Source organism: Fictibacillus nanhaiensis (assembly GCF_036213205.1).
Lineage (GTDB): Bacteria > Bacillota > Bacilli > Bacillales > Fictibacillaceae > Fictibacillus > Fictibacillus nanhaiensis_E.
The window spans coordinates 30,020-42,701 of record NZ_JARMFC010000001.1 but is presented as its reverse complement, the minus strand read 5'-3'; the positions used below and the strand labels follow the sequence as shown (position 1 = coordinate 42,701).

The following is a 12,682-nucleotide window of genomic DNA, read 5'->3' as shown; positions in this document are numbered from 1 at the left end:
AAGCGGCTTTCATAGTGAAAGCCGTTTTCAGTTTGAATATACAGCAGGCAAAAAGTGTAATTGATTTTTCTAGCTGTTTTCCGCTATGATGAAAGCTATGATGTTAGTGGTTTATGGACCTAAATGAAAAAGGTGAAAAATTCATGAACAAAAGCTTGCAAGTAAAAAAAGTCTTAAATAATAATGTGGTTATTGCTATTAATTCCTCCAATGAGGAAAGGATTGTTATTGGTAAAGGAATCGGCTTTGGCAAGAAACCAGGTGAAGAGATCCTACCTAATCAAGTGGACAAGTTATTTGTCTTGAGAGATGAAAACGAACAAGAACAATACAAAACGTTATTAAATTCTATAGATGAAAAAATCGTGGAAGTGATCAATGACGTGATCGTGCATATAAGAACTCGTTTTGAGAATGAGTTAAACGAACATATACATGTCGCGTTGACTGACCATATCACGTTCGCGATCAAACGATTAGAACAGAGTATGGACATTAAAAACCCATTTCTAACAGAAACACAAACGCTATATCCAAAAGAATATACGGTCGCTGAAGAAGCGATTGAAATCATCAATAAATCGTTGGGCATTTATCTTCCTGAAGGAGAGATTGGTTTTGTTGCACTACATATTCATAGCGCAATAACGAATAAAAGTGTAACTGACATAAAGAAGCACTCTGAGCTCATCAACACTTTGATGCAGATGATCCAACATTCACTAGATCTTACCATTGATACGAAAAGCATTAATTATTTGCGTCTTGTTCGTCACCTTAGGCATGCGATAGAACGGGTCTCTATGGGTGATATCATGGAAGAACAAGAAAAGTTAGCAAAAGTGTTGAAAGAAGAATATCCTTTATGCTACAATTTGGCGTGGAAGTTGATTAAGGTTATGCAAAATACCTTACAAAAACCCGTGCCACATGCAGAAGCTGTATATTTGACAATGCATTTGCAAAGGCTTTCGCGTTATGACAATGATGACAAATGATAACAGAATATAGAACAACTCGTTTTTACGTGTTACTGATTCGATCAGGCATAAGTAAGAAACAAAAGTGTAGTAGATGCTTAATTAGGATATATTAATTCTGATTAGGGATTTACTCATGTTTCTTATTTATGTCTTTTTTTGTTTGATGCGAAAGTAAATGGAAGGGTTATCATAATAAAAGGAGGACTTCCTATGTGGAAAAAACTATTTGGTGTTCTTCAACGCGTAGGTAAAGCACTTATGCTGCCGGTCGCTATCTTGCCAGCTGCAGGTCTGTTGCTTGCCTTTGGTAATGCGTTCAAAAACCCAGCGTTAATTGAAAAAATTCCTGCATTAGATGTAGCGTGGTTCCAACTTGTTGCAGACGTAATGGAGAAATCGGGAGACATTGTTTTTGCCAATCTATCCTTATTGTTTGCCGTTGGTGTTGCTGTTGGCCTTGCAGGTGGTGAAGGGGTAGCTGGATTAGCTGCTATTATCGGTTACTTAATCATGAACGTAACCATGAGCGTTATTGAAGGGGTAACGCCTGATATGATCGGAAAAGATCCTTCTTTTGCGAACGTACTAGGTATTCCAACACTTCAAACTGGAGTGTTTGGAGGTATTATCGTCGGTATCTTAGCCTCCTATCTTTATAAGAGGTTCTATAACATCGAACTTCCTCAATACTTAGGATTCTTTGCTGGTAAACGCTTTGTACCAATCGTTACAGCGGTTTCAGCTTTAGCGCTAGGTATTGTTATGACGTTCATCTGGCCACCTGTTCAGCATGGACTGAATACGTTCTCTGAAAGCATGATTAATTCAAACTTAACGGTTGCAGCATTTATCTTTGGAGTGATCGAACGTTCATTGATTCCTTTTGGACTGCATCACATCTTCTACTCGCCGTTCTGGTTTGAGTTCGGCTCTTATAAATCTGCAGCAGAAGGACTTGTTCGTGGTGACCAAGCAATTTTCTTTGCACAATTAAAAGATAATGTTGAATTAACAGCTGGTACTTTTATGACTGGTAAGTTCCCGTTCATGATGTTCGGACTTCCAGCTGCTGCATTGGCTATGTATCACGAAGCACGACCTGAACAAAAGAAAATAGTAGCGGGTATCATGGGTTCTGCCGCGTTAACGTCTTTCTTAACAGGAATCACAGAACCACTTGAGTTCACTTTCTTATTTGTTGCACCAGTATTATTTGGAATTCATGCAATTTTCGCAGGGCTTTCTTTTATGGTTATGCACTTGTTAAATGTTAAAATTGGTATGACTTTCTCTGGTGGTGTAATTGATTACTTATTGTTCGGAGTACTTCCTAACCGTACAGACTGGTGGCTTGTAATTCCTGTAGGTCTCGTATTTGCAGTGATCTATTACTTTGGTTTCCGTTTTGCGATCCGTAAATGGAATCTTAAGACACCAGGGCGAGAAATCGTGGATGATGAAGTTGAAACGAATGTTGGACCGTCCAATAAAGATTCACTAGCAGCGAATATTTTAGAGGGATTAGGCGGAGAGTCCAATATCTCTAACCTTGACGCTTGTATCACTCGATTAAGAGTTTCTGTAAATGATCCTAAGGAAGTGGACAAGGATCGATTGAAAAAACTCGGAGCATCCGGCGTTCTTGAGATGGGTAATAACATTCAAGCGATCTTTGGAACTCGATCAGATACGATCAAGAGTGAAATTCAAGATATTATCAGTGGTAAGACTGTAGCAAAACCGAAGAATTCAGAGAAAACTCCTGAGCAAGGAAAAGTCGTGGAAACAAATGATGAAGGTGCTACACCAACTTCATCGATTTCTACAGATGATGATCGTTTTGTTTCTCCGATTAAAGGGAAAATACTACCGATCACAGAAGTTCCTGACCAAGTTTTCTCAGGAAAAATGATGGGTGATGGATTTGCAATTGAGCCAGCAGAAGGTTTGGTGGTTTCACCTGTTAATGGTAAGATAATGAATATCTTCCCGACAAAACATGCCATCGGTATTGAGTCAGATTCAGGCAAAGAAATTCTTATTCACTTTGGTATCGATACAGTGAAACTTAAAGGTGAAGGTTTTGAGAGCTTTGTTTCTGAAGGCGACAGAGTTAAGATTGGTCAAAAGATTTTAAAGGTTGACCTAAACTTTGTTAAGGAAAACGCACCATCCGTAATCACACCGATTGTTTTCACGAATATATCGGATGAAACAGTTTCCGTCGAAAAAACAGGAACTGTGGCTATAGAGGAAGAAAATATTATTACATTCAAAAAATAAAGGGGTAATTATCATGGCAGAAAAAACATTCAAAGTAACTAGCGAATCAGGAATTCACGCACGTCCAGCAACAACTTTAGTTAACCAAGCAGGTCAGTTCAGCTCAGATATTACACTTGATTACAACGGAAAAAGCGTTAACTTAAAATCAATCATGGGCGTAATGAGCCTAGGGATCCAACAAGGGTCTTCAATCGTGATCAAAGCAGAAGGTTCAGATGCAGATGAAGCAATCGCAGCATTAGAAAATGTAATGAAAAAGGAAGGGCTTGGTGAGTAATGTCTGAAAAAATTTCAGGTATTGCAGCATCAGCCGGCATCGCAATCGCAAAAGCATTTGTTCTTCAGAATCCTGAATTAACAATTGAAAGAAAGTCGATTTCAGATTCAGCGAGTGAGATCGAGCGTTTTGAAGCAGCGCTTAAAGTATCAAAAGAAGAACTTTCTGTTATTAAAGAAAAAGCGAACAAAGAGTTAGGCGAAGATAAGGCAGCGATTTTTGCTGCCCATCTTCTTGTTTTAAGCGATCCAGAACTAGTTGATGCTGTAAAACAAAAGATTGAAAGTGAAAAGGTTAACGCCGAAGCAGCAATGGATGATGTTTCTTCCATGTTCATCAATATGTTTGAATCCATGGATAACGAATACATGAAAGAGCGTGCGGCAGATATTCGTGACGTATCAAAGCGAGTTTTAGCTCATTTGTTAAATGTGACGTTTACAACTCCTGCAAGCATCACAGAGGAAGTTGTCATCTTAGCAGAAGATTTAACTCCTTCTGACACAGCTCAACTAAACCGTAATTTTGTTAAAGGCTTTGCAACTGACATTGGAGGGAGGACTTCTCACTCAGCAATCATGTCACGTTCAATGGAAATTCCTGCAGTAGTAGGAACTAAAACAATTACGGAAAACGTTGAGAACGGCGTCATGGTAATTATTGACGGTTTGGATGGACACGTAATCGTGAATCCTACTGAAGATGAAGTCGCAACGTACGAAGAAAAACAAAAGCAATATCAAAAGCAAAAAGCAGAATGGGCGAAGCTAGTGAATGAAAAAACATTCTCAAGCGATTCTGTTCAAGTTGAGCTTGCAGCTAATATTGGAACACCAGCAGACGTAAAAGGTGTTCTAGAGAACGGTGCAGAAGGCGTTGGTTTATACCGAACAGAATTCCTTTATATGGGCCGTGACCAACTTCCAACTGAAGAAGAGCAGTTCAAAGCATATAGCGAAGTGCTTCAAAAGATGGAAGGTAAACCAGTAGTCATCCGTACACTTGATATTGGTGGAGATAAAGAGCTTCCTTATTTAAATCTTCCGAAAGAGTTAAATCCTTTCTTAGGATTCCGTGCGATACGTCTTTGCTTAGAAGAGCAAGAGATTTTCCGTACACAACTTAGAGCACTTCTTCGTGCAAGTCAATATGGGAACTTGAAGATCATGTTCCCGATGATTGCGACACTTGGAGAATTCCGTGCTGCTAAAGGAATCTTATTAGAAGAAAAAGAAAAGCTCGTTTCAGAAGGTATAGAAGTATCTGAATCCATTGAAGTAGGTATCATGGTGGAAATTCCATCAACAGCTGTAATGGCAGATACATTTGCTAAAGAAGTAGACTTCTTCAGCATCGGTACAAACGATTTGATTCAATATACGATGGCTGCTGATCGTATGAACGAACAAGTTTCTTACTTGTATCAGCCGTACAATCCAGCGATCTTAAGATTAGTGAAAATGGTTATTGATGCAGCTCATAAAGAAGGCAAATGGGCTGGTATGTGTGGAGAGATGGCAGGAGATCCAATCGCAATTCCAATTCTTCTAGGACTCGGCCTCGATGAATTTTCGATGAGTGCTACATCTGTTCTTCCTGCTCGCAGTCAGATCCTAGGTCTGTCTAAAGAAAAGATCAGTGCACATATGGATGAAATTCTACAAATGGAAACGATGGAAGACGTTGTAAAGTTTGCAGAAGAGAATTTCTAAAGTAGAAAAAAGACTATGGGGAATTTCCATAGTCTTTTTCTATAGATGTTTGAGTGAATATGATTGGACACGAGAGTAGTTGATTTCCGCTTCAGGTTGCTCGCTTTCCATGGGGCGTGTGGTGAGCCTCCTGCCGCTACGCGCCATTAGGAGTCTCCACCTGACCGCTCGTCCCATAGGAGATGGCAACCTTACGCTCCAATCAACTTGCAATTGAGGAAAACCACAAGCAATGACCTTTAGAAAAAACACCCTTTCATAGTGGTTATTAAAAATTTCTCTGCAGCAAAGAATAACGGGCAATAGAAGACCGCACAAACTTTAAAACATTCCATTAACGAATAGTCTTGCAATTTCATAAAAATATTAGCAGAATAGAAAACAGTGATTTAACGCCAGTATGTATATAGAGATGAGGCGATGCTTTTTGAATAGACCCATTGGAGTCATTGATTCAGGAGTAGGAGGTTTAACGGTAGCAAGAGAGATCATGAAGCAGCTACCGAAAGAAGAAATTATCTACTTAGGAGACACGAAAAGGTGTCCGTATGGTCCAAGACCATTTGAAGAGGTCAGGACTTATACATGGGAAATGATTGACTTTCTTTTAGAACAGGAGATTAAGATGCTCGTTATCGCCTGTAATACAGCTACTGCAGCAGTATTAGAAGAAGCGAAGAGGAAGTTAGACATTCCGGTCTTAGGAGTTATCCATCCAGGTGCCCGTTCCGCTTTAAAAGCGACGAAAAATAATCACGTCGGTGTAATAGGGACAGTCGGAACGATCAATAGTGGTGCTTATAAACAGGCGCTAACGCAGATTCGTAACGATGTAATCGTAGAAAGTTTAGCGTGTCCCTTGTTCGTTCCGCTTGTTGAACAAGGAAAACTATCAGGTGAAGAGACATTAAGTGCAGTTTCAGAAACATTATATCCGCTTAAGGATCTTTCCATCGATACGCTCATCTTAGGGTGTACTCATTATCCTTTATTAAGACCTGTTATTCAGCAAGTGATGGGTGAACATATAACGTTGATCTGTTCAGGTGCTGAAACTGCGCGTGAAGTATCTGTCATCCTCGATCATAGCGGGCTCTTAAATACAGAAGATGCTAAACCGATGCATAGATTTTTAGCTACAGCAGAGAGCAATCATTTCCTGCAGATTGCTAATCATTGGCTAGACCGCAAGATTGAAAAAGTAGAATGTATTAAGTTGTAGTTTTTAAAGAGCATGAAATTTAGGTAACCTTATAATGAGAATATTGAAGTGAAAAGAGTAGAATCCATTTAGGGATTCTGCTCTTTTCTTTTAATTAATGCCAGTTTCTTTTATTTTTTGTACAAGTGGTCTAACGGGAGAGGATAGCTCGTATACATAGTAGTACAAACCACTTGAGGAGGGAAAGTATGCGCAAAATGATGAAGTCAGGTGCACCGCTTATCATATTATCAGCTTCATTGCTGGTATCAGGTTGCGGACTATGGGGAGAGAAAGCAGGAAATGAGCTTGATCCCCCAAAAGTGAATTATGTGAAAGAAGGTCAGTCGCTGGATAAGAAAGATAAAGCAGCGAGTGCAGAGCAAACGAATAAGCGGCAACTGTTTTTATTCGACAGCAACGGGATGGTTGTTCCGCAAGTTCTTGCTCTTCCAAAGAACGATGAAACTGCAAAGCAAGTACTTCAGTATCTTGTGAAAGACGGTCCTGTAAGCAATCTGCTTCCTAACGGTTTTCAAGCTGTTCTACCTGCAGATACAGAAGTGTTGTCGGTAAATATTAAAAAGGGAACAGCTACAGCAAATTTTTCAAAGGAATTTACAGAGTACAACGCAGCAGATGAAATGAAGATCTTACAAGCTATTACTTTTACACTTACTCAGTTTGACAACATAAAGAAGGTTAAAATACAAATCGCAGGAAAGAACCAAAATTCAATGCCTGTTAACAATACACCAGTTGGTGACGGTGTGAGTCGCGTTGACGGCATAAATCTCGAGAATGGAAGTGTGGCAGATATCACGAACAGTGAACTGGTAACGCTCTATTTCTTAGCACAGACACAGGATCAAACTTATTATGTACCCGTAACACGACGAGTTGCAAAAGAGGGAACAGATAAAGTAACAGCAACAATCGAACACCTAATTGATGGCCCTTCTGCAGAGAGCAGCCTTCTAACAGATTTTAGAACAGATGTGAAATTGTTGAGTACTCCTGTCGTTAAAGATGGTGTGGTTACACTTAACTTTAATGGAGCTCTCTTAGATAACAAAGAAGAAAGCATGATTGCAGATGAAGTGTTAAATTCAATTGTTCTTTCCCTTACAGAGCTATCTGAGGTGAAAAAGGTAGCGATTAAAGTAGACGGAAAGTCAAAGATTTTTAATGAAAAAGGGAAAGAGCTCACCGCTCCAGTTTCAAGACCTAAAGAAGTAAACACAGGTGAATTTTAAAATCAAATAGGTTGTGATACAGTAAAGAGGCGAGATATTCGTCTCTTTTTTATTGGCTCTTTTCTAAAGGATTGTTGCTTTTAAATCTTATTGTATTTACTTCTTTGACTGTTGATAGGAGTGGAAAGCGAGCAGCCTGTAACGGAAATCAACACTTCCAAGAGCAACAAAATTTACGAAAACAGCCTTTTTATTTAATCCATATTTATAATAGGAATTCACATGATTTTCACTAAGTAAAGATCTACTTTTATCGCGGAGGAATAAACTACATGAAAATTTTAGTCGCAACAAAAAATAGAGGTAAAGCTAAAGAATTTCAGTCGATGTTAGGAAATCTTGGGGTTGAGATACTCACTTTAAACGATATCGAAGGAAGTCCTGACGTTGAAGAAACAGGAGTCACTTTTGAAGAGAACGCTATTTTAAAGGCTGAAACTATTTCTAAACAGATGAATATTCCTGTTATTGCGGATGACTCCGGATTAGAAATCCATGCGTTAGAAGGACGACCTGGCGTTTATTCAGCTAGATATGCAGGTATACATAAAAGTGATGAAGAGAACATGAACAAAGTCTTAGAAGAACTTCAAGATGTTGAAGATAACAATAGAAACGCTCAGTTTGTATGTGCTTTGGCTTTTGCGAGACCTGAAAAAGAAACCCTAATTGTAAAAGGGGAATGTAAAGGTCAGATATTAAGAGAAAAGAAGGGAACTGAAGGTTTTGGGTATGATCCGATCTTCTTTCTCCCCCAATTAAATCGTTCGATGGCAGAGTTAGCCAAAGAAGAAAAAAATAAAATTAGTCATAGAGCAGTGGCATTGGAAAAATTAAAAAAACTGATCAATGAGGAGGATCTCTTATGGGAAAAGCCTTAATCGTTAGTGATAGTCATGGGTTAACTGATGAGTTAGAAACATTAAAGAGCCGCTATCAAAATAAAGTAGATCTTATGATTCATTGCGGGGATTCAGAGCTTTCGACATCATCTAAGGAAATGTCTGGATTTGTAACAGTTAAAGGAAATATGGATTATTTAGGCGATGGTTTTCCTAACGAAGCGATTGAGCTGTTGGGAGAAACATGTATATATATAACACATGGTCATTTATATGATGTAAAAATGTCTTATCTTTCACTAGCATACAGGGCAGAGGAAACAGGCGCTGCCATTGCTTGTTTTGGGCATTCACATGTAGCTGAGGCCTTTGAACGTGAGGGGATGATCTTTATCAATCCAGGTAGTATCAGGCTGCCTAGAGGTTCGTTTGAAAAGACGTATGCTTTGTTAGAAATTGAAGATAATCATATTTCAGTAAGTTTTTATTCACTCGATGGTATACGTATTGATCAGTTAAGTAGAACATTTGAGAAAAAAATAGTTAGAAAATAAAAAAGTTGAGAAAATGGGTTGACTATAATTTAGATATCATGTATATTTAGTTATGTCGTCGCGACAAGGTCTAAAAATTGTCTGCGGGTGTAGTTTAGTGGTAAAACAAGAGCCTTCCAAGCTCTGGTCGTGAGTTCGATTCTCATCACCCGCTCCATTTGTTTTTCTCACGTTCAAATGGTCCATGAAAAGTTACATCTGAAGTAAACAGATCTTACAATTAAAATGCATGATAAAAATATATTTGTATCCACAGTCGACGGGTGGAACAAATCACTGTGTGCCCGCAGCGCATGGTAATTGCGGAAAGCGCCATTGCTATGCGAAAGGGGCTCCAATACATATGTCCCAGTAGCTCAGCCGGATAGAGCATACGCCTTCTAAGCGTACGGTCGGGAGTTCGAATCTCTCCTGGGACGCCATAATACTTACATAAAACAACTTTTCGACACGCTTGATGTCCTCTGTTAAAGGATACCGAGCGTGTTTTTTTATTTTTGTTGAAAGCGCTTTAAAAATGTTTACAATGTGACGCGTTAAAGCTTCAAAACCTTATGGGCATGGGAATGAAAGCGTGTGCAAAATAACTGAAAAGTCAGAATTCTGTAAAATATCCAAAATTCGTGGTTGATTCTTTAATAAGATGGGCGTAATATTGTCAACAATTATTAAATTATTTTTAAAAAATTCAAATAATTCAAATTGACACGTAAAGGAGGATCACGATGCAGGAGCAATGGGTTTATGTTAATGGTGAGCACGTATTAAAGGAAGACGCCAAAGTCTCAGTTTACGATCATGGATTTTTATATGGAGATGGGGTGTTTGAAGGTATTCGAGTCTATAACGGAAATGTATATCGACTAGATGAACATCTTCAGCGTTTATACGAATCAGCTCAATCCATTATGCTGACAATTCCGCACACTAAAGAAGAACTAACAGACATCATTGTAGAAACGCTCCAGAAAAACAAATATCGTGATGCTTATATTCGACTAGTAATTTCACGAGGAAAAGGAAATTTAGGGTTGGACCCTTTTACATGCGGCCAACCGGGAGTCATTGTTATTGCAGAACAACTTGCGCTATTTCCTAAAAAACTTTATGAAACAGGTTTAGAAATCATAACGGTGGCAAGCAGAAGAAACCGCCCGGATGTTTTAAGCCCTAAAGTTAAATCGCTAAACTATCTAAACAATATCTTAGTTAAGATTGAGGCTAGCCTTGCTGGCGTAAGTGAAGCATTGATGCTGAACGATCAAGGGTACGTGGCGGAAGGTTCTGCTGATAATGTATTCATTATCAAAGGAAATACGATTAAAACACCGCCAGGATACTTAGGCGCTCTAGAAGGTATTACTCGAAACGCGATTGTTGAGATCGCACGAGCACAAGGATACAACATGGTTGAAGAACCATTCACGAGACATGATGTTTATGTGGCAGATGAAGTATTTCTCACTGGAACTGCCGCTGAAGTTATTGCGGTAGTAAAAGTTGATGGAAGAGTAATCGGAAATGGAGCACCAGGTGAACATACGAACAAACTTTTAAAATCGTTTAGAGAAAAAGTAGTCGAAGAAGGAGTTAAGGTGTATCCGAACCAAGCTGTTCAAGCTGGATAAAAGAAGTATAGGAGTGTTACAAATATGCGCAGTAATATGATCAAGCAAGGAATCGATAGAGCCCCGCACAGAAGTCTTCTCCACGCAGCGGGAGTTGCACCAGAGGATATGGATAAACCTTTTATCGGTGTTTGTAATTCCTATGTTGATATTATTCCGGGGCATATGCATCTAAACAAAGTAGGTGAATGGGTAAAAGAAGCCATTAGAGAAGCGGGTGGAATTCCGTTCGAGTTTAATACGATTGGCGTAGACGACGGAATTGCGATGGGCCATATCGGCATGAGGTATTCACTTCCTAGTAGAGAAGTCATCGCAGACGCAGCAGAAACTGTTATTAACGCCCATTGGTTCGACGGTGTGTTCTACATACCAAACTGTGACAAGATAACGCCTGGTATGTTAATGGCAGCTGTAAGGACGAATGTTCCTGCAGTGTTTGTTTCAGGTGGTCCAATGGAAGCCGGAAAATCTATGGCGGGAAAATCCCTATCCCTTGCCTCGGTATTTGAAGGAGTAGGTTCTCATTTAGCAGGAAAAATGACAAGAGAAGAACTATTAGAACTTGAAACAAGTGCATGCCCCACTTGTGGGTCATGCTCAGGTATGTTTACTGCCAACAGCATGAATTCCATTATGGAGATGCTAGGAATTACACTACCTGGTAACGGTACGATTGTAGCTACTTCAGACGAACGAAGAGAACTGATCAAAGAGGCGGCAACGTCACTTATGGATCTTGTGAAAAATAATATAAAACCTAGAGATATCATAACGAAAGAAGCAATTGATGACGCTTTTGCATTAGACATGGCGATGGGCGGCTCAACGAATACCGTTCTTCATATGCTTGCCATCGCAAATGAAGCTGAGATTGATTATGACTTATCATCAATCAACGAGATCGCAGAGCGTATTCCGTATTTATCAAAGATCAGCCCCGCATCAGATTATTCCATGCAAGATGTTCACAGAGCGGGCGGTGTCAGTGCGATCATCAATGAACTCTGTAGAATGGAAGGGGCTATCCATAACGATCGGTTAACAATAAGTGGAGAAACGTTAGAGCACCGAGTCCGGCATGCGGAAATTTTAGATGATGATGTAATTCGTAGGAAAGATAACGCTTACTCACCAGTAGGTGGTTTATCTATTCTTTATGGAAACATTGCACCAGATGGCTGTGTTATCAAAGTAGGAGCTGTTGACCCTTCAATTAAAACATTTCAAGGCGAGGCCATTGTTTATGAATCCCAAGAAGAAGCGATTGAAGGTATCAATAATGGTGAAGTAAGAGAAGGGCATGTCGTTGTTATACGATATGAAGGACCGAAGGGTGGACCAGGAATGCCGGAGATGCTCTCTCCAACTTCAGCTATTGCTGGAAGAGGGTTGAGTACGAAAGTAGCACTGATCACGGATGGAAGATTTTCAGGGGCGTCTCGTGGTATTTCTATCGGTCATATCTCGCCAGAAGCAGCACAAGGCGGACCTATCGCGTTCGTGAATAATGGAGATCCGATCTTAATTGATCTAGTGAATAGAACCATTCATGTGTTGTTAACAGAAGAAGACTTAAAAGAGCGAAAAGAAGGTTGGGTGAAACCAGAACCGAAGATTAAAAAAGGGTATCTCGCTCGCTATGCGGCGCTCGTAACATCAGCGAATACTGGAGGAATCTTAAAAATTTAAAACAATAAAACGATGACGGAGAACAATGGTAGATGTGGGATACACAGAGAGCCGGTGGTTGCTGTGAACCGGTTATTCCTAATACCAGGACATCCCTCCTGAGTGTCCTTTTGAAAGTTTCTTAGTAGGAAGGGCCAAGCGATAAGACCATTTTAACGCTTGTTATCAAATGACGATTTTTTCGTCTTGAGGCAGCCTTGCATTAGTTAACAAGAGCTGTGAATAAGGGTGGTACCGTGGAAAAAATGAAC

The 12,682-nt window shown here is 39.6% G+C and carries 10 protein-coding genes, 2 tRNA genes and 1 other annotated feature (1 of these 13 only partly in view); all 12 genes read left to right on the top strand.

Annotation, left to right across the window (positions count from 1 at the left end; all coding sequences use genetic code 11):
* Positions 1-143 precede the first annotated feature (143 nt).
* The 12 genes from glcT to ilvD all read left to right on the top strand — a co-directional run bounded on the left by glcT (position 144) and on the right by ilvD (position 12,431).
* A complete protein-coding gene (gene glcT, locus P4V41_RS00185; RefSeq protein ID WP_328082840.1) occupies positions 144-998 on the top strand; it encodes a glucose PTS transporter transcription antiterminator GlcT in 855 nt (284 codons plus the stop codon).
* Between the two features lie 195 nt (positions 999-1,193).
* The gene (gene ptsG / locus P4V41_RS00180) at positions 1,194-3,266 is read left to right on the top strand and encodes a glucose-specific PTS transporter subunit IIBC (RefSeq protein ID WP_328082839.1); all 2,073 of its coding nucleotides are present in this window, start codon (positions 1,194-1,196) and stop codon (positions 3,264-3,266) included.
* 13 nt (positions 3,267-3,279) lie between these two features.
* Positions 3,280-3,546 (top strand): phosphocarrier protein HPr, encoded by a 267-nt coding sequence (locus P4V41_RS00175; RefSeq protein ID WP_066396644.1) that lies wholly within the window; start codon positions 3,280-3,282, stop codon positions 3,544-3,546.
* On the top strand, positions 3,546-5,258 hold the full coding sequence (gene ptsP / locus P4V41_RS00170; protein ID WP_328082838.1) for a phosphoenolpyruvate--protein phosphotransferase: 1,713 nt from the start codon (positions 3,546-3,548) through the stop codon (positions 5,256-5,258). Before P4V41_RS00175 ends, ptsP begins: the two co-directional genes overlap by 1 nt.
* Positions 5,259-5,685: 427 nt before the next feature.
* Positions 5,686-6,480, top strand: coding sequence for a glutamate racemase (racE, locus tag P4V41_RS00165; RefSeq protein WP_328082837.1), 795 nt, complete (start codon positions 5,686-5,688; stop codon positions 6,478-6,480).
* A 197-nt stretch (positions 6,481-6,677) separates the two neighbouring features.
* Positions 6,678-7,715: a GerMN domain-containing protein gene (locus P4V41_RS00160; protein WP_137790655.1), complete on the top strand. Its 1,038-nt coding sequence runs from the start codon at positions 6,678-6,680 to the stop codon at positions 7,713-7,715.
* A gap of 272 nt (positions 7,716-7,987) precedes the next feature.
* Positions 7,988-8,596 (top strand): XTP/dITP diphosphatase, encoded by a 609-nt coding sequence (locus P4V41_RS00155; RefSeq protein WP_328082836.1) that lies wholly within the window; start codon positions 7,988-7,990, stop codon positions 8,594-8,596.
* Positions 8,581-9,111, top strand: a complete 531-nt coding sequence (locus P4V41_RS00150) for a metallophosphoesterase (RefSeq protein ID WP_328082835.1) — start codon at positions 8,581-8,583, stop codon at positions 9,109-9,111. The genes P4V41_RS00155 and P4V41_RS00150 overlap by 16 nt, the downstream gene beginning before the upstream one ends.
* Before the next feature lie 83 nt (positions 9,112-9,194).
* Positions 9,195-9,268: transfer RNA gene (locus tag P4V41_RS00145), tRNA-Gly, on the top strand.
* 188 nt (positions 9,269-9,456) lie between these two features.
* A tRNA-Arg gene (locus P4V41_RS00140) sits at positions 9,457-9,533 on the top strand.
* Between the two features lie 303 nt (positions 9,534-9,836).
* On the top strand, positions 9,837-10,739 hold the full coding sequence (gene ilvE / locus P4V41_RS00135) for a branched-chain-amino-acid transaminase (protein WP_328082834.1): 903 nt from the start codon (positions 9,837-9,839) through the stop codon (positions 10,737-10,739).
* 24 nt (positions 10,740-10,763) lie between these two features.
* Positions 10,764-12,431: a dihydroxy-acid dehydratase gene (gene ilvD / locus P4V41_RS00130; protein WP_328082833.1), complete on the top strand. Its 1,668-nt coding sequence runs from the start codon at positions 10,764-10,766 to the stop codon at positions 12,429-12,431.
* Between the two features lie 3 nt (positions 12,432-12,434).
* Positions 12,435-12,682: a binding site (T-box leader), on the top strand (it continues 15 nt past the right edge of the window).

Bases quoted from the DNA above. Each gene is read 5' to 3' on its own strand.
- glcT (WP_328082840.1), top strand. From the start codon at position 144: ATGAACAAAAGCTTGCAAGTAAAAAAAGTCTTAAATAATAATGTGGTT.
- ptsG (WP_328082839.1), top strand. From the start codon at position 1,194: ATGTGGAAAAAACTATTTGGTGTTCTTCAACGCGTAGGTAAAGCACTT.
- P4V41_RS00175 (WP_066396644.1), top strand. From the start codon at position 3,280: ATGGCAGAAAAAACATTCAAAGTAACTAGCGAATCAGGAATTCACGCA.
- ptsP (WP_328082838.1), top strand. From the start codon at position 3,546: ATGTCTGAAAAAATTTCAGGTATTGCAGCATCAGCCGGCATCGCAATC.
- P4V41_RS00160 (WP_137790655.1), top strand. From the start codon at position 6,678: ATGATGAAGTCAGGTGCACCGCTTATCATATTATCAGCTTCATTGCTG.
- P4V41_RS00155 (WP_328082836.1), top strand. From the start codon at position 7,988: ATGAAAATTTTAGTCGCAACAAAAAATAGAGGTAAAGCTAAAGAATTT.
- P4V41_RS00150 (WP_328082835.1), top strand. From the start codon at position 8,581: ATGGGAAAAGCCTTAATCGTTAGTGATAGTCATGGGTTAACTGATGAG.
- ilvE (WP_328082834.1), top strand. From the start codon at position 9,837: ATGCAGGAGCAATGGGTTTATGTTAATGGTGAGCACGTATTAAAGGAA.
- ilvD (WP_328082833.1), top strand. From the start codon at position 10,764: ATGCGCAGTAATATGATCAAGCAAGGAATCGATAGAGCCCCGCACAGA.